Origin of the sequence: Mammaliicoccus sp. H-M34 (genome assembly GCF_022386495.1) — a bacterium.
Taxonomy (GTDB): Bacteria; Bacillota; Bacilli; order Staphylococcales; family Staphylococcaceae; genus Mammaliicoccus; species Mammaliicoccus fleurettii.
The window spans coordinates 112105-138592 of sequence record NZ_JAJNIK010000005.1; the positions used below are offsets into that span (position 1 = coordinate 112105).

The 26488-nt window shown below is 30.9% G+C and carries 32 protein-coding genes and 1 riboswitch; of the genes, 21 read left to right on the top strand and 11 right to left on the bottom strand.

What is annotated here, in order from left to right; translation table 11 throughout:
- The first annotated feature begins 17 nt into the window (after positions 1–17).
- The 12 genes from guaB (at position 18) to LQ608_RS08405 (ending at position 11534) form a co-directional block, all read left to right on the top strand.
- The gene (guaB, locus tag LQ608_RS08350; protein ID WP_239751233.1) at positions 18–1487 is read left to right on the top strand and encodes an IMP dehydrogenase; all 1470 of its coding nucleotides are present in this window, start codon (positions 18–20) and stop codon (positions 1485–1487) included.
- Between the two features lie 19 nt (positions 1488–1506).
- Entirely contained in the window at positions 1507–3051 is a 1545-nt protein-coding gene (guaA, locus tag LQ608_RS08355) for a glutamine-hydrolyzing GMP synthase (protein ID WP_078357137.1), read from the top strand.
- 1161 nt (positions 3052–4212) lie between these two features.
- A complete protein-coding gene (locus LQ608_RS08360) occupies positions 4213–4899 on the top strand; it encodes a hypothetical protein (protein WP_239751234.1) in 687 nt (228 codons plus the stop codon).
- Between the two features lie 383 nt (positions 4900–5282).
- Complete coding sequence (locus LQ608_RS08365) at positions 5283–5615, top strand: hypothetical protein (protein WP_119634667.1); 333 nt, start codon at positions 5283–5285, stop codon at positions 5613–5615.
- Positions 5616–5966: 351 nt separating this feature from the next.
- Positions 5967–6854 (top strand): LysR family transcriptional regulator, encoded by an 888-nt coding sequence (locus LQ608_RS08370; RefSeq protein WP_239734756.1) that lies wholly within the window; start codon positions 5967–5969, stop codon positions 6852–6854.
- A gap of 112 nt (positions 6855–6966) precedes the next feature.
- Positions 6967–7506 (top strand): acyl-CoA thioesterase, encoded by a 540-nt coding sequence (locus tag LQ608_RS08375; RefSeq protein WP_078357133.1) that lies wholly within the window; start codon positions 6967–6969, stop codon positions 7504–7506.
- A 2-nt stretch (positions 7507–7508) separates the two neighbouring features.
- Complete coding sequence (locus LQ608_RS08380; protein WP_078357132.1) at positions 7509–7874, top strand: hypothetical protein; 366 nt, start codon at positions 7509–7511, stop codon at positions 7872–7874.
- Between the two features lie 485 nt (positions 7875–8359).
- The gene (locus LQ608_RS08385; protein ID WP_203154183.1) at positions 8360–8998 is read left to right on the top strand and encodes an HD domain-containing protein; all 639 of its coding nucleotides are present in this window, start codon (positions 8360–8362) and stop codon (positions 8996–8998) included.
- A gap of 252 nt (positions 8999–9250) precedes the next feature.
- On the top strand, positions 9251–9703 hold the full coding sequence (locus LQ608_RS08390; RefSeq protein ID WP_078357129.1) for a MarR family winged helix-turn-helix transcriptional regulator: 453 nt from the start codon (positions 9251–9253) through the stop codon (positions 9701–9703).
- 14 nt (positions 9704–9717) lie between these two features.
- Positions 9718–10224 carry a GNAT family N-acetyltransferase gene (locus tag LQ608_RS08395; RefSeq protein ID WP_239751236.1) on the top strand — a complete coding sequence of 169 codons (507 nt, stop codon included), beginning with the start codon at positions 9718–9720 and terminating at the stop codon, positions 10222–10224.
- 12 nt (positions 10225–10236) lie between these two features.
- On the top strand, positions 10237–10842 hold the full coding sequence (locus LQ608_RS08400; protein WP_239751237.1) for an FMN-binding negative transcriptional regulator: 606 nt from the start codon (positions 10237–10239) through the stop codon (positions 10840–10842).
- A gap of 62 nt (positions 10843–10904) precedes the next feature.
- Complete coding sequence (locus tag LQ608_RS08405; protein ID WP_239751239.1) at positions 10905–11534, top strand: LysE family translocator; 630 nt, start codon at positions 10905–10907, stop codon at positions 11532–11534.
- Positions 11535–11738: 204 nt separating this feature from the next.
- Here the strand turns inward: LQ608_RS08405 and LQ608_RS08410 are convergent, their stop codons facing one another.
- From LQ608_RS08410 to LQ608_RS08420, 3 genes are all read right to left on the bottom strand, one after another.
- A complete protein-coding gene (locus LQ608_RS08410; protein ID WP_239751241.1) occupies positions 11739–11834 on the bottom strand; it encodes a type I toxin-antitoxin system Fst family toxin in 96 nt (31 codons plus the stop codon).
- Between the two features lie 180 nt (positions 11835–12014).
- Complete coding sequence (locus LQ608_RS08415) at positions 12015–12107, bottom strand: type I toxin-antitoxin system Fst family toxin (protein ID WP_107509432.1); 93 nt, start codon at positions 12105–12107, stop codon at positions 12015–12017.
- A gap of 117 nt (positions 12108–12224) precedes the next feature.
- A complete protein-coding gene (locus tag LQ608_RS08420; protein ID WP_239751243.1) occupies positions 12225–12806 on the bottom strand; it encodes an alpha/beta hydrolase in 582 nt (193 codons plus the stop codon).
- A 36-nt stretch (positions 12807–12842) separates the two neighbouring features.
- Here LQ608_RS08420 and LQ608_RS08425 point away from each other — a divergent pair, with 36 nt between their 5' ends.
- The 3 genes from LQ608_RS08425 (at position 12843) to LQ608_RS08435 (ending at position 14639) form a co-directional block, all read left to right on the top strand.
- A complete protein-coding gene (locus LQ608_RS08425) occupies positions 12843–13820 on the top strand; it encodes a VOC family protein (protein WP_239751245.1) in 978 nt (325 codons plus the stop codon).
- A gap of 76 nt (positions 13821–13896) precedes the next feature.
- Complete coding sequence (locus LQ608_RS08430; RefSeq protein ID WP_239751247.1) at positions 13897–14262, top strand: hypothetical protein; 366 nt, start codon at positions 13897–13899, stop codon at positions 14260–14262.
- Positions 14263–14273: 11 nt separating this feature from the next.
- Positions 14274–14639, top strand: coding sequence for a hypothetical protein (locus tag LQ608_RS08435; protein WP_239751250.1), 366 nt, complete (start codon positions 14274–14276; stop codon positions 14637–14639).
- Positions 14640–14807: 168 nt separating this feature from the next.
- On the opposite strand, the gene LQ608_RS08440 is transcribed toward LQ608_RS08435, so the two are convergent.
- Together LQ608_RS08440 and LQ608_RS08445 are read right to left on the bottom strand one after the other, a co-directional pair.
- A complete protein-coding gene (locus LQ608_RS08440; RefSeq protein WP_239751253.1) occupies positions 14808–15287 on the bottom strand; it encodes an SRPBCC family protein in 480 nt (159 codons plus the stop codon).
- A 39-nt stretch (positions 15288–15326) separates the two neighbouring features.
- On the bottom strand, positions 15327–15659 hold the full coding sequence (locus tag LQ608_RS08445) for a helix-turn-helix domain-containing protein (protein ID WP_239751255.1): 333 nt from the start codon (positions 15657–15659) through the stop codon (positions 15327–15329).
- 138 nt (positions 15660–15797) lie between these two features.
- Positions 15798–15897, top strand: a riboswitch (guanidine-I (ykkC/yxkD leader).
- Between the two features lie 47 nt (positions 15898–15944).
- Between LQ608_RS08445 and LQ608_RS08450 the strand changes: the two genes are divergently transcribed.
- Positions 15945–16268 carry a DMT family transporter gene (locus tag LQ608_RS08450; RefSeq protein WP_239751256.1) on the top strand — a complete coding sequence of 108 codons (324 nt, stop codon included), beginning with the start codon at positions 15945–15947 and terminating at the stop codon, positions 16266–16268.
- A gap of 1 nt (position 16269) precedes the next feature.
- Positions 16270–16584, top strand: a complete 315-nt coding sequence (locus LQ608_RS08455; protein WP_239751258.1) for a DMT family transporter — start codon at positions 16270–16272, stop codon at positions 16582–16584.
- Between the two features lie 17 nt (positions 16585–16601).
- On the opposite strand, the gene LQ608_RS08460 is transcribed toward LQ608_RS08455, so the two are convergent.
- Positions 16602–17054: a GNAT family N-acetyltransferase gene (locus LQ608_RS08460; protein WP_239751259.1), complete on the bottom strand. Its 453-nt coding sequence runs from the start codon at positions 17052–17054 to the stop codon at positions 16602–16604.
- A gap of 244 nt (positions 17055–17298) precedes the next feature.
- Here LQ608_RS08460 and rocD point away from each other — a divergent pair, with 244 nt between their 5' ends.
- Together rocD and LQ608_RS08470 are read left to right on the top strand one after the other, a co-directional pair.
- Entirely contained in the window at positions 17299–18501 is a 1203-nt protein-coding gene (gene rocD, locus LQ608_RS08465) for an ornithine--oxo-acid transaminase (RefSeq protein WP_239751260.1), read from the top strand.
- 159 nt (positions 18502–18660) lie between these two features.
- Positions 18661–19731, top strand: coding sequence for an NAD/NADP-dependent octopine/nopaline dehydrogenase family protein (locus LQ608_RS08470; protein ID WP_078357115.1), 1071 nt, complete (start codon positions 18661–18663; stop codon positions 19729–19731).
- A gap of 56 nt (positions 19732–19787) precedes the next feature.
- Here the strand turns inward: LQ608_RS08470 and LQ608_RS08475 are convergent, their stop codons facing one another.
- Positions 19788–20951: an MFS transporter gene (locus LQ608_RS08475; RefSeq protein WP_239751261.1), complete on the bottom strand. Its 1164-nt coding sequence runs from the start codon at positions 20949–20951 to the stop codon at positions 19788–19790.
- 130 nt (positions 20952–21081) lie between these two features.
- On the opposite strand from LQ608_RS08475, the gene LQ608_RS08480 reads away from it, so the two are divergent.
- Together LQ608_RS08480 and LQ608_RS08485 are read left to right on the top strand one after the other, a co-directional pair.
- On the top strand, positions 21082–21840 hold the full coding sequence (locus LQ608_RS08480) for a nucleotidyltransferase domain-containing protein (RefSeq protein ID WP_239751262.1): 759 nt from the start codon (positions 21082–21084) through the stop codon (positions 21838–21840).
- A 122-nt stretch (positions 21841–21962) separates the two neighbouring features.
- Positions 21963–22892 carry a VOC family protein gene (locus LQ608_RS08485; RefSeq protein ID WP_239751264.1) on the top strand — a complete coding sequence of 310 codons (930 nt, stop codon included), beginning with the start codon at positions 21963–21965 and terminating at the stop codon, positions 22890–22892.
- 65 nt (positions 22893–22957) lie between these two features.
- On the opposite strand, the gene LQ608_RS08490 is transcribed toward LQ608_RS08485, so the two are convergent.
- The 4 genes from LQ608_RS08490 to gltC form a co-directional block, all read right to left on the bottom strand.
- Positions 22958–23713 carry a YibE/F family protein gene (locus tag LQ608_RS08490; protein WP_239751266.1) on the bottom strand — a complete coding sequence of 252 codons (756 nt, stop codon included), beginning with the start codon at positions 23711–23713 and terminating at the stop codon, positions 22958–22960.
- Positions 23710–24828, bottom strand: a complete 1119-nt coding sequence (locus tag LQ608_RS08495) for a YibE/F family protein (protein ID WP_239751268.1) — start codon at positions 24826–24828, stop codon at positions 23710–23712. Before LQ608_RS08495 ends, LQ608_RS08490 begins: the two co-directional genes overlap by 4 nt.
- 61 nt (positions 24829–24889) lie before the next feature.
- Positions 24890–25501: a DNA-3-methyladenine glycosylase gene (locus LQ608_RS08500; RefSeq protein ID WP_239751270.1), complete on the bottom strand. Its 612-nt coding sequence runs from the start codon at positions 25499–25501 to the stop codon at positions 24890–24892.
- A 17-nt stretch (positions 25502–25518) separates the two neighbouring features.
- Positions 25519–26406: a glutamate biosynthesis transcriptional regulator GltC gene (gene gltC, locus LQ608_RS08505; protein WP_239751272.1), complete on the bottom strand. Its 888-nt coding sequence runs from the start codon at positions 26404–26406 to the stop codon at positions 25519–25521.
- Positions 26407–26488 lie beyond the last annotated feature (82 nt).

A 26488-nucleotide genomic window follows, 5' to 3' on the forward strand; every position in this document is an offset into this window, starting at 1 on the left:
AAGTGGAGGTTCTATTCATGTGGGAAAACAAATTTCAAAAAGAAGGTTTAACGTTCGATGACGTATTATTAGTACCAGCAAAATCAGAAGTATTACCGAGTGATGTAGACTTAAGCGTTTCATTGTCTAAGAATATTCAGTTGAATATTCCTATTATCTCAGCTGGAATGGATACAGTTACTGAAGCTAAAATGGCGATTGCTATGGCTAGACAAGGTGGCTTAGGTGTTATTCATAAAAACATGTCTATAGAACATCAAGCAGACGAAGTGCAAAAAGTTAAACGTTCTGAAAATGGTGTTATTACAAACCCATTCTTCTTAACACCTGACGAACAAGTATATGCAGCAGAAGCATTAATGAGTAAATATCGTATTTCTGGTGTACCTATTGTTAATAACGAAGAAGATATGGAACTTGTAGGTATTATTACGAACCGTGATTTAAGATTTATCGAGAACTTCTCCATCAAAATTTCAGATGTTATGACTAAAGAAGATTTAGTGACATCTCCAGTTGGAACAACTTTAGATGAAGCTGAAGAAATTTTACAAAAATATAAAATTGAAAAACTTCCATTAGTATCTAACGAAGGTAAGCTTAAAGGCTTAATTACGATTAAAGATATTGAAAAAGTAATTGAATTCCCATATGCTGCGAAAGATAAAGAAGGACGTCTTCTTGTTGCCGCTGCATTAGGTATTGCAAAAGATACGCCAATCCGTGCTCAAAAATTAGTAGAAGCGGGTGCAGATGCACTTGTTATAGATACTGCTCATGGTCATTCTAAAGGTGTATTAAATGTAGTTAAAGAAATTAGTCAATCATATCCAGACGTAACAATCATCGCAGGTAATGTTGCAACACAAGAAGGTACAAGAGCATTATTTGAAGCAGGAGCAGATGTAGTTAAAGTTGGTATTGGACCTGGTTCAATTTGTACAACGCGTGTTGTTGCTGGTGTTGGTGTACCTCAAATTACTGCTATTTACGATTGTGCAACTGAAGCTCGTAAACATGGTAAAGCAATTATTGCTGATGGTGGTATCAAGTTCTCAGGAGACATCGCTAAAGCATTAGCAGCTGGTGGTAACGCTGTAATGTTAGGTAGTTTACTTGCTGGTACAGAAGAAAGCCCTGGACAAACTGAAATCTTCCAAGGACGTCAATACAAAGTATATCGTGGTATGGGCTCACTAGGTGCAATGGAACAAGGTTCAAAAGACCGTTACTTCCAAGAAGACACTACAGCTAAAAAATTCGTTCCAGAAGGTATTGAAGGTAGAATCGACTTTAAAGGACCTCTACAAGATACAATCTATCAATTAACTGGCGGTATTAAGAGTGGTATGGGTTATACAGGTTCAGCTAATTTAGAAGCATTAAGAGAAGATGCTCAGTTTATTAGAATGACTGGCGCAGGACTTAAAGAATCACATCCGCATGATGTTCAAATTACTAAAGAAGCACCAAACTACTCATTTTAATTAAAGGAGAACAACAATTATGGAAATGGCTTTTGAACAAGAGTTAATTCTTGTATTGGACTTTGGTAGTCAATATAATCAATTGATTACGCGTCGTATAAGAGAGATGGGCGTCTATAGTGAATTACACGACCATGAAATCTCAATCGAAGAAATTAAAAAAATGAATCCTAAAGGTATTATCCTTTCAGGTGGACCTAATTCAGTTTATGAAGAAGGATCATTTACAGTTAATCCTGAAATTTTTGAGCTTGGCATCCCAGTATTAGGTATTTGTTATGGTATGCAGTTAATGACAAAATTATTAGGTGGATCTGTAGAAAGAGCGAATGAACGTGAATACGGTAAAGCAACGTTAAACGTTAAATCAGATGATGATTTATTCTTTAGTTTACCTAACAGTCAAACAGTTTGGATGAGTCACAGTGATAAAGTTATTGATATACCTGAGAACTTTGAAATCATTGCAGATAGCCCAAGTTGTCAAAATGCAGCAATTGAAGATAAATCAAGAAAATTATACGGTGTACAATTCCATCCAGAAGTACGTCATACTGAATTTGGTAACGACTTATTAAGAAACTTTATTCGTCGTGTATGTGAATGTACAGGTAACTGGTCGATGGAAAACTTTGTTGATATCGAAGTAGAAAAAATTAGAAAACAAGTTGGAGATCGTAAAGTATTGTGTGCGATGAGTGGTGGAGTTGATTCATCAGTCGTAGCAGTATTACTTCATAAAGCAATTGGTGATCAATTAACATGTATTTTCGTAGACCATGGACTTCTTAGAAAAGGAGAAGGCGACATGGTAATGGAAAACTTTGGTGAAGGATTTAATATGAATATCATCAGAGTAGATGCTAAAGAGCGCTTTATGAATAAATTAACAGGTGTATCAGATCCAGAGAAAAAACGTAAAATCATTGGTAATGAATTCGTATATGTATTTGATGACGAAGCATCTAAGTTAGAAGGTGTAGACTTCCTAGCTCAAGGAACATTATATACAGATATTATCGAATCAGGAACAAAAACTGCACAAACAATTAAATCACACCATAACGTAGGTGGATTACCAGAAGATATGCAGTTCCAATTAATCGAACCAATTAATACATTATTTAAAGACGAAGTACGTGCACTAGGAATAGAATTAGGAATACCAGAACACCTTGTATGGCGTCAACCATTCCCAGGTCCAGGATTAGGTATCCGTGTGTTAGGTGAAATCACAGAAGATAAATTAGAAATCGTGAGAGAATCTGATGCAATTCTTAGAGAAGTTGTACGTGAAGAAGGTCTAGAAAGAGATATATGGCAATACTTCACAGTATTACCTGACATCCGTTCAGTAGGTGTTATGGGAGACTATCGTACATATGACTACACAGTCGGCGTACGCGCAGTAACATCAATAGACGGCATGACAAGTGACTTTGCAAGAATCGATTGGGAAGTCTTACAAAAAGTATCAAGCCGTATCGTAAATGAAGTAGATCACGTAAATAGAGTAGTCTATGACATTACATCTAAGCCCCCAAGTACAATTGAGTGGGAATAATATATAAAATTAAGACAACCCTCTAGCTGCTATAGTTAGAGGGTTTTTTTGTGTTTAGGTTCTTATAATGCAAATGTTTATAATAACAATGAAATCATTGAATGTAATTTGGAATGATTAGAAGTATAAATAATATAAACATTGCCAGTGCGCTAAAGTAAACAGAAGTATTGTTTCTAATATATAATTTAGATATTGTTTCGGAAATTAATAATTGTGTTAAAAAGCTAAATACAAACATAAATAATAAGCTAAATATTAACCCTAATAAATTAACATCTGTGAAATCAAAAGAAATTATCAAAAACATAGCCAGAAATAAAAGTATTATATAAATAAAGTACTGGAAAAGAATATTTATTTTATCTAATAATCGCCTAATAACTTCAATGTCAAAGATGTATTTTAGTAAAAATATATTTACTAAAATAGAGAAAACAAACTGTAAAAATAGCAAAGACGTTAAATTATTAAAAAAAGATGTCTTTTGATCCAAGAACGTCGTTATTATAGATAATAATAAAATGAGAAATACGATGAATAGATTTGTTTTTTTATACATAAAAAAGCTCCAATAAATTAATTAATTTTTACTGCGTTTTGAAAGCTATCAGGTGCATCTTTCTTATTGTTTATAATATCAATATATCAAGTATAACATCTTCTCCTATACGTGTTGTAGCACTTGTAATAGTAGTCAATTTCTTACCCTTTAGTAGTTCCAGTACTAGTGATTTTATTCCCTTTTTTGATAAAGAACGTTTCACGTGATATGCACGATCTAGATGATATATTCAAAGTGTTGGATAAAGACCGCTTCCAAATCAATATAGAGACAGGCGAAGTCATTAATCTTGATGAGGCGCTGGAGGAAGTAAGGAAAGAAAAAAGTTATTTATTCAAAGCATAAAAAAGAAGCCTTGTACAATTAAGTACAGGGCTTACTTTTTGCAAAAGAAAGTGATAACGATGATTGATAACCAAACTGAAAATAGAATAAATAAAACCAAGCATTAGTATTTCATCAATAAATATGTGGATTTATATTTTTTAAATAAATTATAACAATGAATGTGTGTTGATTATTAGGTATATAAATGAATATAGATAAATATGATTCTTTAGTATATAATTCAAGAAAAATTGAAAAGAGGGGTATTTATGGGGACTTATAAAGAATCAGATGAGCAATTTTTGTATTCATTTAATTTCATGGCAGAGGAAATGATAAAAAGAAATAATGAAACACTCTATGAGCTATACAATATAATAAATTTGTTCGACGGTAATTTGTTTCATGCTATAAAAGCTTATGAATATTTTGATAATAGCTTCAATGAATATAAATTATCAAAAGAAGAGACATTTAAAATATTATTGGACACTACTTATCATGTGAATTATTGTATAAGATTACTTTCGACTCTTGATGACATAATGAATAAATTAATTGTGAAAATATATCTTTACCATAACGAGGAGATAAAATTTGAAGGACAGAAGGCATGGGATTATACTAATTTTTACAAGAATACAATCAAAAAAGATAAGCATAACGAATTGGAATTGCCCAACATAAATACTATAAATAAATTCACAGTAAATGACAGACATATTTTCACTCATGAAGGAGTGAATTTGATAGTGGATCCAGTTATCGAGGAAGATGGAATGACAAAATGGTATGGAATAAATGCTAAAGTAATTAAGACTAAACAGGTAGATTTGTTAGAACAATATAAATCAGATATAAATAAAGATATAAATAATATTAAATATTCTGTTCAAAAATGTAAGAGCATATTATTTCCGATGTTTGATGAAGAAGAAAAAAAGGTTATAAGATAAATAACAAGGCAATATAATATGAGTTAGTACCCAAAAAGTAGTATCTGTATCGAATGATTATTTAAAGGGCAAAAAAAGGGAAAGTAAATGATAAAAAGGGCAAGCGTCTGAAACGAATTAGACTGAATACCCTCTAATAAATGCTATTAAATAAATGTTTTGGGAAAGTGTGAATTATATAAAAAAATAATTCATGATCGAGTGGGAATAATATATAAAATTAAGACAACCCTCTAGCTGCTATAGTTAGAGGGTTGTTTTTGTGTTTGATAATATTGAAAAAAATGGAAATGTTATATAAACTTATTATATGATAATGATTTATTTGATTGAGTATATAAAAATAAATTTGCACAAAAGTATATTAAAGGAGGCGCATTCTATTGAATAAAGTATCCGGAATTAAGAACATAGACGAATTAGAAAGTGTTATAAAAGATGATATGGAGGAAATTATTGTAGTTTCTCCAATTAATAAAAGAATAATTGAGATGGCACAATCGGAACATTTAAAAGGATATAAAAATATTGTAGATGCATTCTCCTATGGTTCTACGTCTATTGTAAGTTGGGTCATGACAAAAATATCTAATATAGGAAAAACAAAAGAAGAAAAAAGATGGAATAATTTAGAATTAACTATTAGAGCCTACTACGATATAGAGGTTGTAGATGAAAATCATACACGGATTATAAAACAAAAAGATATATATTAATGAATTATATACTTCAAATAATTTTGAAGTGCTGATAAGAGATGTGTTAAAAGCAGATTTCAGTAAAATTGCTGATAAGGGTAGTGTTAAAAGCAGATTTCAACAAAATTGCTGATAAGAGATGTGTTAAAAGCAGATTTCAACAAAATTGCTGATAAGAGTAATGTTAAAAGCAGTTTCCTGTAAAATTGCTGATAAGAGATGTGTTAAAAGCAGATTTCAACAAAATTGCTGATAAGGATAACTATATAAGCTGGTTTGATTACAAAAACGAGGTTGAGACATAAATTTGTCTCAGCCTCGTTTTGTGTAATAATGTAAAGAAGATTAATAATTATTGGGGGATTTATCGTGGAGATAAAACAAATGCAATATTTTATAGAAGTTGCAAAGTTCAAGAGTATGACGAAAGCCTCAGAGAATTTATACATTACACAACCTACTATTAGTAATTCAATTAAGTTATTAGAAGAGGAATTAAATGTTGCGTTGTTTGATCGTTCTAAGAGACAAATCGTATTAACGGATGCTGGAAAAGTCTTTTATAAAATTTGTAAGGATTTCTTGAAGATGTATGAGAATATTCCTGTTGAATTGAATAATTTATTAGAAATTGAAGAAGGTCATGTGAGAATTGGTATTCCTACGATTATGAATGTGAATAAGTTTACTAAGCTGATTTCTGAATTCCATCAATTATATCCTAATGTGACGTTTCATATTTTGGAAGATGGTAGTAAAAGAATCGAGGATGAGATTTTAAGGGATGATTTAGACATAGGTATTACTGTGCTTCCTACTGATAATAATTTGTTTAATTCGTTCTTCTTTTTCAGTGAAGAGTTGAAAGTTGTAGTTAATAAAAATCATTATATAGCCGATCAAAAGTCTGTGGATCTTAGTGAACTTTCAAATGAGAGTTTCATTCTTTTTAATTCTGATTATTATTTAAATGATCGTATTAAGCAATGCTGTAGAATGTCGGGCTTTATTCCGAATATTATATCTGAGAGTACGCAGTGGACTTTTATTGAGCAGATGATCTTATCTGATTTAGGTATTTGTATTTTACCTTCTAGTATTACAGATTTGCTGAATGAAGACTTGAAAAGTGTCAGCATTAGCAACTTGAATATCGGTTGGGAATTGGCGATTATTTGGAAAAAAGAAGGTTATCAAAACCATATTACAAAGAAATTGCTTGAATTTTTACAAGACAGATTACTTTTAAATGAATGAGTAATGCGTTTACATAGATTATTTTTATAGTTTATATAAAAATTAACGATTTTTATAAATGTATTTAGGGGATTAAGATGTAGTTATACGAGATACAAGGAAGGAAATATATATGATACATTTTAAACACCCCAACGAGAGCAGAGTAGTCAGTACAGATCAAGTACTAGTCAATGATTTGAATAATTATAATACGTTGTTCGGAGGCGTATTAATGAAAAAGTTAGATAACAATGCAACGTTATCAGCTAGAAGACATGCAAGAGTAAAAGAATGCGTAACAGCTTCTACGGATTCTATTGATTTCTTAGTACCAATTAGACAAACAGATTCAGTTTGTATTGAGTCATTCGTGTCATACACAGGGAATAAATCGATGGAAATTTTCTGTAAAGTTATAGCTGAAGATATGTTAACAGGAGAAAGAAAAATTGCGGCAACTGCATTTTTAACATTCGTAGCATTAGATGGTGATAAGAGACCTATAAGAGTTCCAGCTATAGTACCAGAAACGAAAGAAGAATTATTTTTATTTGAATCAGGAAGTAAACGTGCAAACATGAGAAGACAAAGAAGAGAGCATAGCCAAGAATTAACAAAAATAATAGGTTTAGAAAAACCTTGGGAAAGAATTAAAGAAGGGAGTTACTAATTATGTTTGCAAGTACAAATGAAATTTATAAAGTTCAAAATGACATTGTATCATTAGAAAAAAACTATCCTCGATTCTTTGAAAACTTAGAGCATGTTGTCAGTTTAACGAGACAATTACAAATCCACTATCAATATTTAGGTGAATTGATAAATGGTATTGATAAAATTGAATCACGACCACCGTTTATTAAAGATTCAGTATTACAAATTTATACTGACGAAGTAAAAAAAATTACTGAAGATGAAAATATTGATATTTTGATGAATATCTTTAAACATCATCAAGATGTAAAATACGCTCAAATATTCTTATTAATATTAGGTGCTAAACCTAGACTTGTCTTTGAGAACACAATTATAAAATAATAAAACCTGGAGCTTTTTATAATATCGTCATATTGTAAAAAGTTCATTTAATTTATAAAGAGGTCAATATTTCCTGGGCTATAACCTATGAATTATAAGAGGGAAAACATTAATAAAGTAGAGAAAAACATAGCTATATTAAGAGTAGTTCAGATACTGTAAATCAGATTGAAAAAGAAAGACAATGATGGCAAAAGCATCAAATCTAAATATGTCTTAGATTATGATTCAACATTTTCTGACTTTAAAATTAAAGATTATACTGATGTTTAATTTATCTATGTTATTTATTGATATGAGTTTATTTGAAATATCCAAAAGCGAACTTACCCACCTGAAAAGGTATCGCTAAAATTTGAGTGTGATAATCCAATGTATTTTTTATGGTAAAAAATCTCAACTTTGACTCCTTCTCAAATAAGTTTACTTTTTAAATTAAGAGGAATATATTAAATGTATTATAATTTGAGAAGGGGGTTTTTTAATTGATTAAAAGTTTAGATGAAATTAAAGTCCCAGATAGTAAAATTATTCAAGATGCACAAGAGATTGTAAGAGAATATGGAAATGAATTAATTTGGAATCACTCTAATAGAGTTTATTTATTTGGAGAAACAAAAGGAATCCAAGATCAACTAAAATACGATAAAGAATTGCTCTATATCACAGCGCTATTTCACGATTTAGGCTTAACTGAAACTTATGGCAGCGATGATTTAAGATTTGAAGTTGATGGAGCAAATGCTGTTAGACAATTTTTACAAAATTATAATTATGATAAAAGTGATTTGCAATTAGCATGGGATTCTATAGCTTTACACACGACTTTAGGTATTGCAGAGCATAAGGAAAATAATGTTGCTCTACTTTATCATGGTGTTGGTATGGATGTTATGGGCGATAATTGGAATCAATATTCTGATCAATTACGTAAAGCAGTCGCTACAAAATTCCCTAGAGGCAATTTTAAACATGACGTAATACAAGCATTTTACGATGGTTTCAAACATAAACCAGAAACGACATTTGGCAATATCAAATCAGACGTTATAAAGTATTTTGAACCAGAATACCCACAAAATAACTTCTGTTCATGTATATTACGTTCAAAATGGGATAGCTAATAATTTATTATTTATTTACTTATTAATTGCTTTGTACTAAAAATCATAAACAAAAAATCACTCAATCTTCCAGATTGGGTGATTTTTTTGATAAAGGGATTTGTGTCCCAAAGTATTTTAGAATTTATTTTACTTCACTCTTAGTCATTACAACTTAATTTATAAGTAATAGATCCTTGAAATATAATTAATATATGTTACATTATTAAATAAAATAGTTGCATTTGCAACAAAAATAAAAGGGGTCAGATAATGAAAGACATATTAAGAGATATAGGTATTATTTCTAGATCATTAGACTCTATAAGCAACATAGAATTCAAAGAAATCAGTCTTACAAAAGGGCAATTTGTATATTTAGTCAGAATCTGTGAAAATCCAGGTATCATACAAGAAAAATTGGCTGAAATGTTGAGAATTGACCGCACTACAGCATCAAGAGCAATAAATAAACTTGAAAAAAATGAATTAATTTTCAAAAAAAATCACCATCAAAGTAAAAAGAGTAAAATGTTATTCCCGACTAAAAAAGGTGAAGAACTTTATCCGTTTATAATAAGGGAAAACAATCACTCTAATTCAGTAGCATTAAAAGGTTTTACTGAAGAAGAAATTAATGATCTAACGAGAGCTTTAGACCGAGTGAAAAACAATATATCTGAGGATTGGTTAAGTGTTAAAAAAGGTAACAAAAGACAATATTAAAGGATGGTGAAAAAATGATAAGAAAATGTGTCATAGAAGATTTAGAACAATTGCAAAGTATATCATACCAAACATTTGATGAAACATTTAGAGAACAAAATAAAAAAGAGAACATTGACAATTATTTACTACACACTTTCACTAAAGAAAGATTAATAAAAGAATTTCAAAATTCAAATTCATTTTTTTATTTTATATTTTATCAAAATTCGTTAGCAGGATACTTAAAATTAAATATTCAAGACGCTCAAACGGAATTTATTGAAGGAAATAATTTAGAAATTGAACGTATTTATGTTCTAAACCAATTTCAAAAACTTGGATTAGGTAAGCAACTATATGATAAATCAATTGAGGTAGCTAAAGAATTATCATGCGATCATATTTGGCTAGGTGTATGGGAGAAGAACTATAATGCTATTGCATTCTATGAAAAATTTAAATTTCAAAAAATAGATGAACATGCTTTTTATATGGGGAATGAAAAACAAATAGACTATATCATGATTAAACATTTATAAGGGGGCTTTACTATGTATATTCCAAAACATTATAAAGAAAATGATATTCAAGAAATCAAATCATTTATGCTAGAACATCAATTTGTAACGATCATAACAAACGATGGGGATAAACCTATAGCGACGCATGTACCAATTAATATTCATGAAAAAAACGGAGAGATATATGTTACTGGTCATTTAGCTAAGAATAACGATCAATGGAGATTATTAAATAAAGCATCAAATGTTTTAATTATATTTCAAGGACCTCATGCATATATTTCGTCTACTTGGTATGAAAAAGAAGATGTCCCAACATGGAATTATCAAAGTGTTCATGTATATGGGGATAGTAGACTTTTAAGTGAAAGCGAACTTATTGAAGATTTAACCTATTTGTTAAATAAATATGAAGGACATAGAGACAACGGAGCTACTTGGGACAATATGTCTGAAAACACGCTTAAACAAATCAATGGAATTATAGGATTTGAAATTGAAGTTAAGGAAATACAAGCTGCATATAAATTAAGTCAAACACGTACCGAACAAGACAAAAATAATATAATAAGTAAACTTAAAGAATCTGGGGACCATTTAGATATTGCAATAGCAAAGATAATGAATCGAGAATAACAGTATAAGTTTTAAAGTGAAAATCAATATTTTATAAAAGTTTGAGCAGAAGGTGGGATTGAATGTTTGATATTATTTCTTTTCAATTATTTTTGATTACTGCGGTCGTTATATGTTTAACACCTGGAATTGATACATTCTACATTTTAAGTAGAAGTATATCTCAAGGTAAAGTCGCAGGCGTTTATTCTGTGTTGGGTATTTCTTCTGGAACAGTAGTGCATACAATTTTAGCTGCCATAGGTTTATCAACTTTATTAAAAACCTCTGTTTTAATATTTACTATTGTTAAGATTGTGGGCGCATTTTATTTATTATTTTTAGGCGTACAAATGATAATAAAAAAAGAATCCAGGTTCAACACTTTTAACATGGCTTATATATCACCAAAAAAATTGTTCTCACAAGGTGTAATTACAAATGTTACAAATCCTAAAGTTGCTCTGTTTTACATCTCTTTTATACCACAATTTATTTCTACTGATAATATCTATGGACCATTGCCATTTCTTATTTTAGGACTAATCTTTGTGCTTATTAGTACATTGTGGGGCTTATGTATATCATTATTTTCTAGTAAAGTAACTGAAAAATTAAGAGAAAATTTAATTGTTGAAATTATATTAAATAAAATTACAGGGACAATCTTTATCATATTAGGTTTGAGCTTATTGACTACGAATAAAAATTAAAATTTAATTATATTAACCGAACTGGATATAATTAATTGTAATGACACACTTAAATAAAGCTGGACGATTATTATAGTATTTACTTTGTATTCCTCTAGACTATGATGTTATAATCTCTTTAACAAGAGTTTCGTGCATATATGCATTAATCCCCTCGCTATTGCGAGTAGTGAGGGGATTTTTTGTGTTGGCTAGTCGTCTATTTTACTTATCATCTCGATTGCGTAGCCAATGCGCAAATAGAGTGACAATACAATCATCGATGACTGTGGTCATAATGTGAACAAGAGTTTCGAACATAAGCATACACTGAATAAATTGTGCTAATATGTTAAACAAATTTAACTAGGTGATCCTTTTTGCATTTTTCTAAACTATGATGTTATAATATGTTTAACAAAAAGTAGTTCCATTGGAACACCGAACCCCCAACCTACTGGAATAGGTTGGGGGTTCTTTTTGATGGGCTATGTCGCCTTATTATTTATTGCGGCTGTTTAGCCAAAACGTAAAACCCGCAATTATGCATCCTGAAACAACAGGTGCAATTATACTAACAAAAAGTAGTTCCACTGGCTACACCTCCTTCCGTCGAAAATACCGCCGGAAGATAAGGCGACTTCATTATTATATCATCTGTAAATGCACTTTTGATAAGATAAATTTGGTCATTTTATAAATCAATAATGACTAAAGGATTGTTTTTAATTTTTCGATTTCTGGTTCATCTAATTCGTGGCCACCGTCTAAAAGCTCAAATTGAACTTCTTTAAATAATGGTCTAAGTTCATCGGCTAGTGCTTTAATTTTACCTGGTACAGTTAAATAATCGTTTGAACCACTTGTTATGATAATAGATGTATGTTCATATCTTTCAGTGATTTTATATTCTAAATTAGATGGATGAAGTAATAAGACACGGTCAATATTTGTAATGCCTTGTTCAAGTAGACCAATGATGAAATTTGCACCATTTGAATAACCAAAGAATATAATATGTTGATAGTTATGTTCTTTAATAAATGAATGCCAAAAGTCTACAAAGTCTTCAGTATGTTTGCTAAAATCATTTCGATCTAAAGTATTATGATTTAATGGTGCGAAAAATCGTCTTTCTGTTCCTTCTCCAACATTGCCTTGCAGACTTAATATGTTAGCTTCAGGGAATAACGCACCTGAAAACGGTAGAAGTTGGTATTGATTGCCTCCGGTACCATGAAAAAGTACAATTAAAGTATCAGAGTTTGGGTTTTCTTGTAAGAAATATTCCATTCTATCTCCTCCATAAATTTGAAAGGGCTGTTGTTAATGAATCATGATTCAATTATACACCATGTATCTATTATTAATCACGATGCAGAACAATCATTTAACTTCTACCGTAATATACTAGGTCTGAATTTACTAATGAAGACTGTTAATCAAGAGAACTATGAAATGTATCATATTTTCTTTGCAGATAAATATGGTCGACCTGGAACTGAAGTGACATTGTTTGAAATGAAAGAAGGTAAAGATAATCAATTCGGAGCAAATGCATTTGATCGATTGTTATTTAAAGTACCATCAGTAGAGTCATTACAATATTGGGAACAGCGATTTGATCAGTTTGAAGTTTGTCACTACGGTATTGAAAGTTATACTGACCGCAGTCTAATTCGATTTGAAGGACCAGATCAAACACCACTTGGCTTAATCGTAATAGCTGATCATGAAGACATTAGCTTATTCAACCGAGATGAAAATAGTGTTGTGCCCTTTGAACATCAAATATTAGCCTTAGATTCCGTGCACGCTAGAGTGAGATATCCAGAAGCAAGTAAACAACACTTCCAAGACTTATTCAATTGGAAGACATATGGTCAAACAGCATTCTTTGATACAGGTTTGACTGTAAATATACTGCATAACAACAATCGTGAAATGTACCATGAAGTACATTTGATTTACGACACATTTAATCCATTAGAAGAACAAGGATTTGGAGCTATACATCACGTAGCAATATCAGCAGAAGCGGAAAGTACATTAGATGATATCGCAGTATCATTAGATAAACTAAATATGATACACTCACCTATAAAAAATAGGGGCTTCTTTAAATCCATATATTATCAAGACCCTAATCAGCTCTTATTCGAAGTAGCGACATTAAAGCTCAATATGGAAGCAATAACATTTGAAGAAAAGCAATTTCAAGACATCCCGCTATACTTACCAGAACACTTAGAATCGAAACGAACATTTATCGAAAGACAATTACAAAAAGGGAGTACGGGGCTATAATAGAGTGTTGAAAAATAATAATTTTAGTCTGTATAATTAATAATATAAACTAATATTTTGTTACGAGGTGATGTTAATGAACACAATTACAGAAAATATAAAGTTAAGACCAAAGCAATTTATATTTTCATTCATAATACCTTGTCTAATAGTTTGGATAGCATTATTAATTTTAAAGTCTGATATCGTACAAATAATTTTATTTGGTGTTGTGATGGTCTTATTAAATTTTATTCACTTTAATGTATTTGTTACAAGGGAAGTATTAAATGAAAAGTTAAATAGCCATATTCGTAAGAAAAATATCTCTAAAGAAAAATTATACGAAATAACTGGTTTAACAAAATATGAAGTAACTGAAAATGAAAATACTTATGAGTTTTTTGTTTCGTCATCTAGAAAGAAAAAATATTTAAAAATTCTTGAAAATTATAATAATTAGAAGGATGTAAAATGAGAACTTTAAGAAGAGCATTAATAGAAAATTATCAATATAATCCAACAAGATATATTTTAGAAATTATAGGGATATTTATTATTTGCATCTTATATTATTTAATTGCAAAGGGTATGTATTTAGAAATTGCAGTTGTACCATTGTTTATATTTCATTTTATTATGATGAACTTAAGAATTCGAAAAGATTTTTATAACCAAAGAATTACTGATTTATTAGAAGAAAAGCAAGTTGACATCGAAACATTACAGGATAAGATGCAAATATCTAAATACGAATTTCGGTATAAAAAAGGGAAATATGAATTTTACGTTCCCAATAAACAAAAGAAAAAATATATTAGTTTATTGGAATCACTTTAATGTTAAAGAAGCTGACAGCTAAGGACTGTCAGCTTCTTTTTAGTTGCTCTTACGGACATTACTCGTAATTATGTCCCTAACAGCACCTCTTACGGACATTTCTCAGAATTATGTCCCTAAAACTTCATTGGGTTTTATTATTCATTTCGGTAAACTACTTTTAGCTCATTATTCGTCAATTTTTAATGAACGTTCAATTTCTTTAGTTTTTGATTCGAAATCAAAGTCTGATTTTGATAGTGGTTGTCCTGTTTCTGCTAATTTTTTAACGCTTTGTATTTGGAAATACCATCCTGTAAAGTCATTGGCTATGGTTTGAAATGTGTAAGGTAATGATTCTTTGAATGTTAGAGTTGTAGTGTCTCCGTTTTCTTCTAGTGTGAAGTCTACATGTCCTTGATCCCAATTATATGCTATGCGGCTGTCTGATTCGTAGTTCGTAATATCAAAATACTCATATTGATTGTTTCCTAAATCGAAAGCTAAACGACTGCCTTCTTTTTCTTCTTCAAATGACAGTTCTGGAAACCATTGTTGTATTCCTGTGGTTGTACCTAATAGTTTGAAGATATGTGATTTATGTGAATGGATATCAGTTGTTATTGTTTGATGAGCATGTGTTTCGTCTGTTTGATAGTTTACGTTCATACGTATTGCCTCCTTAAAATTTATAGAGTATAGAATCCTCTATTGTTTGGAAATTTCTTGAATGTACTCATAAACTTCTCTTTTTTTCTTTTTGTTTAATGCTCTTAGGAGTTGAATGGATTCATTTATTATTTGAGAATCTTCTTCGTCTTCATACGCTTCTGGAACGTTTACCCATCCCATAATATATGCTGGTGTAGTAGAGAGTGCGATAGCTAATTTTTCAACTACTGTTGGTGTCAATTTGGCCGTTTGCCCGGTTTCATATCTGGAAATAGTTGATTGATTTACATTCATAAGTTTGGCTAATTTATACGTGCTAAATCCAAGTTCTTCTCTTCTTTGTTTGATACGATATCCTGTTTGATTCAATGCATTCACCTCAATTGCTTTAGCTCATAATATATTAATTCTATTATATATGATTTAAGTTGTGATTTGTAATTAAGTGATACGAATTATACTTTGTTGACCTAAAATTATGTATTTGCTATAATTCGAATTAATCTAATAAAAGCTTTCTAGGGTTCCGTAACAGTAATGTTAGCCTGGACCGAGAGAAAGCCACGAGTATGTACTTGTGACACGGAAGGATAAAAGCCTGGGAGACTTATTTAATAAGTTTCCTAGGCTTTTTTATTTAAGGAGGAAGTAATAATGAATTGGTTAAAAATTATGGTTGGCGCACTTTTTGAAGTAGGTTGGGTAGTTGGTCTTACACATGCTACTAATGCGTTTGAATGGTGTTTAACGGTTATAGCAATTGTAGTAAGTTTTTATTTGTTAATTAATGCGTCTAAACAATTACCTGTTGGGACTTCTTATGCAGTTTATGTAGGACTAGGTGCAACAGGCGTTACAATTGCAGATTTCGCATTCTTTGGTGAACCTTTAGTTCTAGGTAAAGTGATATTAATAGTGACATTAATTATTGGTGTGGTTGGATTGAAACTTGTAACAAATGATGAGGAGGTAGCATAAAATGGCATGGATAGTGTTAGTAATGGCAGGACTTTTTGAAATGCTAGGTGTCTTATTTATAAATATATATGCAAAACGTAATAATATTTCATCTTTATTAGGATTAGTATTATTCTTCTCATTGAGTTTTGTTTGTTTATCAATAGCAATGCATACAATACCGATGAGTACGAGTTATGCAGTATGGACAGGTATTGGAGCAGTGGGTGGAGCTTTATTAGGAATTGTTTATTATGGTGAATCTAAAGATTTAAAGAGAATGTTTTTTATTGGTCTTATATTAGCAAGTACAATAGGGTTAAAATTAATTAGTTAAATTAGGCTTAATCTTTTTTATAAATCATAATTGATTTCCATCCATTCAGGTGCTTCTTCAAATCCAAGTTTTTTATAGACGGGTTTGCCTAATGTTGAAGCAGCTAAGAAAACTTTCTTAATGTTTCTAGATTCTACATTTTTAATGAGTGTTTTAATGATTGTTTGTGCAATACCACGACCTCTATAATCAGGATGAGTATAAATATTTGTAACATAAGCTCTTTCGCCAGATGGATTAGTAAATGACGGAGGGAATGGATAATAAACAATTGCTCCACTAGCGATGATTGTGTCGTTTTCAACTCCAAGTAATTGATATAGAGATTTATCAGTTAATGCATCAGTAAAAAAGCGTTCTAAATCGTGATCAATATTAGGTGTTGGATTGGATCCTTCATCTATTAATTGAGCTTTTCTTAATTCTACTAATTGATTTAAATCAGAAATTGTCGCTTGTCTAATAATCATAATATTGCTCCTTTACTTTGAAATCGTGACAATTATTTTTTGAACGGTTTATATTAATATATTATGTTTAATTGCCATGGTAAAAGCAAATTTTAGTAATGGCTATAAGACTATCATCTGAATAAATTCCTTAAAAGAGAAGTGAAAATCTTCTCTTTTTATTTTGACTTATATACAAAATAAATGTATGATAATGAATATTAATACGAATTTAAGTATATTTATTATAAAAGGTGGGTACTAAATGAATCAGTTTATTGAACTAACAGAAAAGTATAGCCCGAATAATTATAGTCCTTTAAATATTGTTTTGACTGAAGGACAAGGTGCACACGTTAAAGACTCTGATGGAAATACATATATAGATTGCGTATCTGGTTTTTCTGTACTTAACCAAGGTCATAGTCATCCTAAAATCATACAAGCATTTCTTGATCAAAGCCAAAAAATTACGATGACTTCTAGAGCATTGTATAGTGATAATTTAGGTGTTTGGGAAGAGAAAATTTGTAAATTAGCGAACAAAAATAAAGTTTTACCGATGAATACCGGTACTGAAGCAGTAGAAACAGCAATTAAAGTCGCTACAAAATGGGGACAAGATGTTAAAGGTATTAACGCAGATGATGCAGAGATTATAGCAATGGAAGGCAATTTCCATGGTAGAACGATTGGTTCATTATCTCTGTCATCAAATGAAAGTTATAAAAAAGGATTTGGTGTATTAGCAGGTAATATTAATTACAGTGAATTTGGAAATGTAGAACAAATAGAGTCACTCATTACTCCTCAAACAACTGCAATCATTTTGGAGCCCATTCAAGGTGAAGGTGGCGTAAATATACCACCTAAAAATTTCATTAAAGATGTTAAAGCATTATGTGAACAACACAATGTATTACTCATTGCAGATGAAATTCAAGTTGGATTAGGTAGAACCGGTAAAATGTTTGCAATGGAATGGGAAGAAGTAGAGCCAGATATGTATTTATTAGGTAAAGCTTTAGGTGGTGGATTATATCCTATTTCTGCTGTTGTAGCTAACGATGATGTTATGCAAGTACTTACACCAGGAACACATGGTTCGACGTTTGGAGGTAATCCATTAGCATGTGCGGTATCGATTGCATCTTTAGATGTACTTATAGATGAATCTCTGCCAGAACGTTCAGAACAACTAGGCAAAAAATTATTAAGCGGATTACAAAATATAGACAGTTCAATTATAAAAGAAGTGAGAGGACGTGGGTTGTTTATCGGTATTGAATTAAATGAGAATGCACAATCTATTGTATCAAGTATCAATGAGCAAGGCGTTTTGTGTAAAGAAACTCAAGGTAACATTATACGTTTAGCGCCACCTCTTGTAATTGAGGAAGATGATATCAATACAATTATTAGTGTGATCACTCAAACAATAGAAGAAAAAGCGAAACAAACAAATTAACTAAATATCAATTGTAATTAGAGGCTAGGACAAATGAATTGTCTTAGCCTCTAATCATTTTTTCTGAGGTGCTACGATGAACGCTTCTTTTATGTTAAAATTTCCTGGGTATATATAAATCAAAGGCAAATTACATCATTTAAAGAAGGGAAGGATAACATGAAAATAGCAATAGTAGGGTCTGGTAATGGTGCAGTTACAGCTGCTTTAGATATGATTTCAAAAGGACATGAGGTGAAATTATATTGCCGAAATCAATCTATCCATAAATTCGATAAAGCAATTGAAAGAGGAGGGTTTGATTTTAATAATGAAGGTGAAAAGAACTTCGTAAAATTCACAGATGTCAGTGATGATATGGAATATGTATTGAAAGATGCAGAAGTTATTCAAATGATCATCCCTTCATCATTCATCGAACACTACGCTAAAACGATGGCGCCATTTATAACAGAAAAACAGCTTATTCTATTTAATATAGCTGCAGCAATGGGTTCTATACGATTCATCAATGTTTTGGAACATAAACATATTGATGTGATGCCAAAATTTGCAGAGTTGAATACATTAACTTATGGGACACGAGTCGATTACGATAAAGCAGAAGTAAACTTATCACTTAATGTTAAGAAGGTACACTATTCAACATATGATAAAAGCTATTTAACAGAAAGCTTTAAGCTTATTAAAAAAATCTATCCTTACGTCGTTAAAGAAGAAAGTCTATGGAAGACTAACTTAGAAAATGGTAATCCAGAAGTACATCCTGGACCGACACTTTTAAACGTAGGGAGAATAGATTATGCAGATAGTTTCTCATTATATAAAGAAGGTATCACACCACATACAGTTAAACTATTACATGCTGTAGAATTAGAAAGACTTTCATTAGGTAGAAAGTTAGGGTTCGAGTTAAATACAGCAAAAGGCGCTCGTATAGAACGAGGCTACTTATCAAAAGATGATGAAGAAAAACCACTTAATAAATTATTCAATACAAGTCCAGTATTTTCACAAATTAATGGTCCAAACGAAGTAGAGAATAGATATTTAACAGAGGACATTGCATTTGGTTTAGTACTTTGGTCAAGTCTAGGTAAAGTAATAGGTGTACCAACACCAAATATAGATGCCATCATTGTAATAGCATCAACCATTTTAGAAAGAGATTTCTTCACAGAAGGGCTAACAGTAGAAGAATTAGGATTAGAAAAATTAGGACTAGAATAGCACAATTAAGCCTGGGAGCTCTTTCCCAGGCTTAATTTATTACTTTCATACGACTATTAATTAACGACATTCTTAAATAATGATTTACTAATGACAACTGCTGTTAGTGTGAGCACGAGTGATAATAAACCAATACCTAACCAGTCAAATTTCACGAAAATATGTCCACCAAGTATGGTCAATAAGCTAGATCCAACATAATAGCCTAATAAATATAATGTTGATGCATGTGATTTACTGGAGTCTGTAAGTGTCGCGATATAACTACTTTGTATAGAATGTGCGCCGAAGAAGCCAAATGTCATAGCTGCTAATCCAATAATATCTATAGGTAAGTACGTGATAAAAGTGAGTGCTATTCCTATAATCATAATAGTTATCGCTAATCTATATGCTTTTTTTATACCAAGTTTAGTGCTGAGTTTTCCAAAGTTGATCGAGCTATATGTACCAATTAAATATAGAATGAATATAAATGCAATGGTAGATTCACTTAATGAAAAAGGGGCTCTTTCAAAGCGAACGGTAATATAGCTGTATACTGTTACGAAAGTACCCATTAATAAAAATGCTAACGACATTGCTTTTAAAACTGCAGGTTCTCTTAATAATTGACTGTATTTTATTAAATGTTGCTTAGGTGACACCCAATTTGGCGTTTGGACAGTTGAAGCGGGTAGTAATATCACCATTAATATCGCAAGAATTAAATTGATTATACTAAGTGACGCAATGGCAATTTGCCAATTCACTAAGTCTGTTAAAATGCCCACTACAACACGACCTGACATACCACCAAAAGTCGTACCAGCTACATATAATCCCATGACTTTGCGCACACGATCTTTATGTACTTCATCCGCTATGTACGCCATAGCAATTGAAGGAACACCGCTTAAGGCTAGACCCATAAGACCACGAATTACGAGGAACAAATAGAAGTTTGTAATGAATACACTAGCTATAGATAGTAAGCTTACTAATAAAACAGAAATAGACATCATACGTTTCTTTTCAATGTTATTGAGCATTGGTGCGATTATTAAACCGAGTCCAAGCATAAACGTAGAAACAGACAATGTTAAACTAACATCAGATAACGGAACATTGAAATAGTGACTAAGACCGTTAAATATAGGCTGTGTAACATATAGGCTAGAAAAAATAATAAACCCTGCTAATAATAATGAAATAGATCGCTTCTTCTGTTCACTCGTCATATCTTATCTCTCCTCATGAACTTTATCATAACGCTAAAAATTTAATATTTCGAAAAATATGCACTTAATATTCAATTGCAATTATGTTATATTGAAATAATCTGAATTTTAAGGAAATTAGGTGTAGATAATGAGATATGAAGTTGCTGTGGATAATATATTACCAAAAATGAAAAATATAGAAGGAGTAGTGGCAATATTTTTAAAAGGTTCAATTGCAAGGGGAGAAAATGATGCATACTCAGATTTAGATTTATATGTAATGCTAGAAAAAGAGGTATATGTTGAAGATGTGTATAGTGACATCATTGATTCTCTTGAACAATACCAAAAGTTACTTTACAAAGAGCTTGTAGAAATAATATGCCCACAAATAGTAGGTGTATATGAAAACATGTTACATGTTGATTGCTACATAGTGCATGAAAATAAATATCCCCTAACAGACGATATAAAAGTGCTGTATGATTCTAAAAAAATACTTGAAAACTATGTTAAACAAGATTTGATTTTAACGAAGGAAATGTTTCAAGATTCTGCACTAGACAGTTGTTGGTTTATATTTCAATACGATCACATAGTGAATAGAGGTCAGAATTTATGGACGACTCAAATGATTGATAATGCGATGAATCATGCAATTAAAGTGTTGTTATACAAACACTATCCTCAAAAATCATTATTAGGAAAAAAAGCTGCTCATCATCTTCCAATTGAAATATATAATAAATTGAATGCTATAAATGACTTGAATAATTCAAAAAATCATCGAGAAGCTGTTTCAGAATTTATGAAGTTATACAAAATGGAGATTAAAGATATTGTAGAGGAATATTGGATAGAAGGTTTCGAAAAAATATTCGAATATTTATATAAAAAATATGCATAACAAGACACCAGTCATAGAGAAGTCACTATGACTGGTGTCTATATTGTCGTCTGTGAGTTTAATTTTTGTAATGATTATTCTTTAGCGGGTATAATGTAGTTAAATATATAGGAGGTACTGCTATGGTAGAAATTTTAGGTCATCATCATATTTCAATGTTAACGAAAGATGCTAAGTTAAATAAAGATTTTTATGTGAATAAATTAGGTTTGCGTATGTATTTAAAGTCAGTGAATCAAGATGATCCTTCGATGTATCATTTGTTCTATGGTGATGAGGTTGGAACACCTGGTACTTCTTTAACATTTTTTGAAATTAAACCTATGGGTCAAACGTATAAAGGTACAAATTCAATTTCAAGAATTGGCCTGTTAGTTCCAAATGAAGAAAGTTTGAGTTATTGGAAGAGTCGTTTTGAAGAGTTAGGTGTTGATCATGATGTTATCGGTATATATAACGGTATGATGGCATTACATTTTAGAGATCATGAAGGTTTGGAAATGGTATTATTACCTAATGATGATCGCAAAGTTCCAAAAGCTTGGCAAAATAATAGATATACGGATGTACCGAAAGAACATCAAATTATGGGCATGGGACCTGTTGAATTTAAAATTGAAGACGTTTCTGAAATGAAGAACTTTTTGGAAAATGATTTAAATTTTGAATTAGTAGATTCTGAAAGTGAATTATTATATTCGATTGATTTAGATGGCTTATATAGTGATATCGTATTAAAAGAAGAAAAAGGTAAGAGAGAAAGACCTGGTAAAGGTAGTGTCCATCACCTCGCTTTATCAGTAGCTGATGAAGATGAATTAAATAAAGTGAAAGAATTGTTAGATGAAAAAGAAGTTGTGCATTCTGGAATTGTAGATAGAGACTTCTTTAAGAGTTTATATTATAGACATTCACATATATTAATTGAATTTGCTACAGAAGGACCAGGCTTGCCTTATAATGACGTTGAACAACTAGGCCAACAATTAGACTTACCAGTTTTCCTTGAACCAAGAAGAGCAGAAATTGAAGGTAATTTAGATCCTATTTAAAAATAGAAAAACTGTCACCAAATTTTGAATTTTGGTGACAGTTTTTTTATTACTATAAATCCTGATTACTGTCTTTGTAGTCTCTTTATTAATTGCACGGTAATAAATGATGTTATAGGTATCGCGATACTGACAGCTATTCCACCTAACAGTATTGTGATGATTTCTGCTGCAAATATTTTAGCGTTGATGATTTCACCGAATGTGTAATTCAATTTACCAAACCAGAAAAATAATGTAATTTGTCCGCCGATAAATGCAAAATAAATTGTATTAGTTGTTGTTGAAAGGATATCTCTGCCAATTGTTAATCCTGACCTAAATAGTTGATCATGTGAAATTTTAGGATGTGCATCATACAGTTCATACATGGGTGAACTAATGGATATGGTTAAATCAATAACTGCGGCTATTACAGCTAATACTATTGTGAATACCATAAGTTGTGCATAGTTTATCCCAACGTTCATTGAGAATATATAAGTTTCGTCTTGTTCTTCTTCTGTAAATCCTTGCAACATTGAAATATCAACAATGAAATAGATTAATCCTATTAATATAAGTGTAGATAGTATTGTTGCAAAGAAAGCTGCTATCGTCTTTGTATTATATTCATTGATATAAAATAAATTAATACATGCTATAACTAAGCAGAAAATAAATAACACGATGAATATTGGTACTTTATAAATGATTAATAGTAAAGCGATAAATAACGTAATTAAGTTTAAAAACAATGTTATAAATGATCGGAATCCTGTTTTCCCACCTACTATAATCATAAGTAGAAGTAAGATGATAGCTAAGATGAATGTTGTCATCGGTTAGCCTCCTCTCTCTGTAAAAATAACATCGCAACAAATATTGTTATAGGTATCGTGATAACAATACCTATACCACCCATGAGTGCTCTCGTTATTTCTAAGGACCAGTTCATGGAGAGAGTATAAGTTATCGTGTTGCTATTTTTGAAATAGAGAATAACCATTGGGATACTTCCTGATAAGTAGGCAAAGAATAATATGTTCGTCATTGTACCCATAATATCTTTGCCAATATTGATGCCAGACTGCCTTAATTGTTTAAGGGGGATGTTAGGATGTTGCTTTTTAATTTCATATAAAGAACTCGTTAAAGTAATCGCAACATCCATTACAGCACCAAGTGAACCGATTAATACCGATGCTAGAAAGATTTGTGTCGGTTGTATCGTCAAAAAGCTCATCGTTTCATATTTAATGCCATCACTATTTGTTAACATCATTATTAATTGGGCTATTCCAATACTTAAGAATGTGCCGAATAGCGTTGAAATGATTGCAACGAAAGTTCTTCGTTTAAGTCCACTAACAAGCAATAATGAAACGACCGTTGAAAAGATAACGGTTATGGTCATCAATATAAAGAAGTGATGGTTATTATGTTTCATAAAATAATCGATCATAAATAATAGTACGGTAACGTTGATGACAAGTGAAATAATCGAATATAAACCAGATTTTCTACCGACTAATAGTAATGTTAATAGAAACAAACCAGTCATGAGTGTTACAGATCCATCTCTTTTTAACCCTTTAATAATTGCCGTATCTTCTTTACCTTTATAAGATAGTAGAACTTGGTCTTTTTTATGATATTTTTCAGAATCAGTTAAAGAATTTGTGTATTTATGGGAGATTTCAATTTTATCTCCTTTATGTTTCCCATTCATGATTTTTAAATGAATTTTTTCTTTATGTAGCGTATCTTTATTTTTGTTTTGATCAATAGTCTGTTCAGCAGTCTTGTTTGTAATGTTCGTAATTTGTCCAACAGGTGTCTTATAAAAATGTGCATTGTTTTGTGTGAATATATAAGCACCAATTATTAATAGTATGAAGACAACAATTGTTATGTTAAATGGCTTTTTAAATTGTGATTTGAGTTGTAAATTCATGTAATTACACCATCGTTTTTCATTTGATTTGAATATACTTTCTTCTATATTAATACATTAATTATTTCCATGTGTCTTTGCAAGGTATAGAATCACGCTTTCTTGCTTTTGATATATATGGATGTCCAGCTACTGTAAATCGTAAAGGTTTATCTGTCCATTCCCCTTTATTTGGCACACCGATTCTAGCAGATAGGTCGACACTTTTAGGGAATTTACGATTAGTAGTGTCTATTTTAAGACATCCAGCATTAAGTTTAGTACCATCTAATGATTTAGAAATATTCATAGCTTGTGTGAACTTTCCGGGACCATTTGTTAATTCAATACTTGTTCTACCATTACGATTGATTTCCATTTGTTCAATTCCGTATTCAGGTTCAATAGCTCTTATTAAGACACCTTGAGGTTCTCCTTCAACTTGTGTCACGAAGTTAATGAGCAGTTGTTTATGCATGGAGTGGGCATAAATTGTGCCGCCTTCACGATAAAGTGATTGTACACTTTTAGTACGCTTTCCGTTAAAAGAGTGTGCAGCTTGGTCGTGTTTACCAATATATGCTTCTGTTTCAACAATGTAACCTGTATAAGTGGTATCTTTAGTTTCATGGATAATTCTGACGCCAAGTAAGTCAGTAGCAATTTCTTCTGTTGATCTATTGATAAAGTCCATTTTAAGATTATGCCTCCTTAATGATAAATTGCTTGTCTTTGTAATAATGAACGTGTGTGTTCTATGAAAGTTTTTAATTGGTTATTTTGATTGTTCTCTAAATATACAACGTTGATTGTTCTTTTTAATTCTGTATGTGTTAAAGCAATCTTAGTGAGATGTTCATTCTCTATTCCATTACTTAAATAGTCAGGAATGATAAGCACACCTTTTTCAGATAGTAATGTTTGTCGTAATAATGCGAAATTCGAAATTGGATATGCTTTCTGTGATGCATGCTTACGTATTAATTGTGCTATTTGGTCGGGCAATGTGTTGAAATGATAAATGTATTGATTGCTTAATTGTGATAATGGCGGTTTAGGATTCATAGATAAATCGTTGTTGTTGTGCACATATAGATTGTATGTTTCTTCGAATAATGTATGTTTAATGGTGTTTTTATTGTTTAATAGTTTCGGTGTTAATTCACATAATGCGACATCTATTTGATGTGAAAGTAAGGCTTCTTCAATTTCAGTAGGTGTCATCATCATTGGTCTAATTTCTAAATTGAAGTCGCGTTCATAAGATTTAATGATCGCTGGTAATGCTTGCGAAACATAACTTTCTGTATAAGCGAGTTTAATAGAACGTTTGTCCGTTTGTTCTTGATGTATGAAAAGCTCTTTCGTTTCGTCAATCAAACTTAAAATTTGATTCGCTTGTGAAAGAAGGAGTTCGCCACTGTCTGTTAGTTTAACATTTCTACCTTCTCTTAAAAATAACGTTGTGTTAAGTTCTTTTTCTAAATTAGCAATTTGTCTACTCACAGCAGATTGTGCGATTTCTAATTCTAATGCAGCTTCTGAAATATGCTCTCTGATTGCAACTTCTCTAAAGTAAATTAATTGTTTTATCTCCATCTTTAACACCTCGCTTTTATTTTATCTAATTTTTAGATATATTTCATCTATTTTATATATTGTTAAGATGAGTCTTTATAAA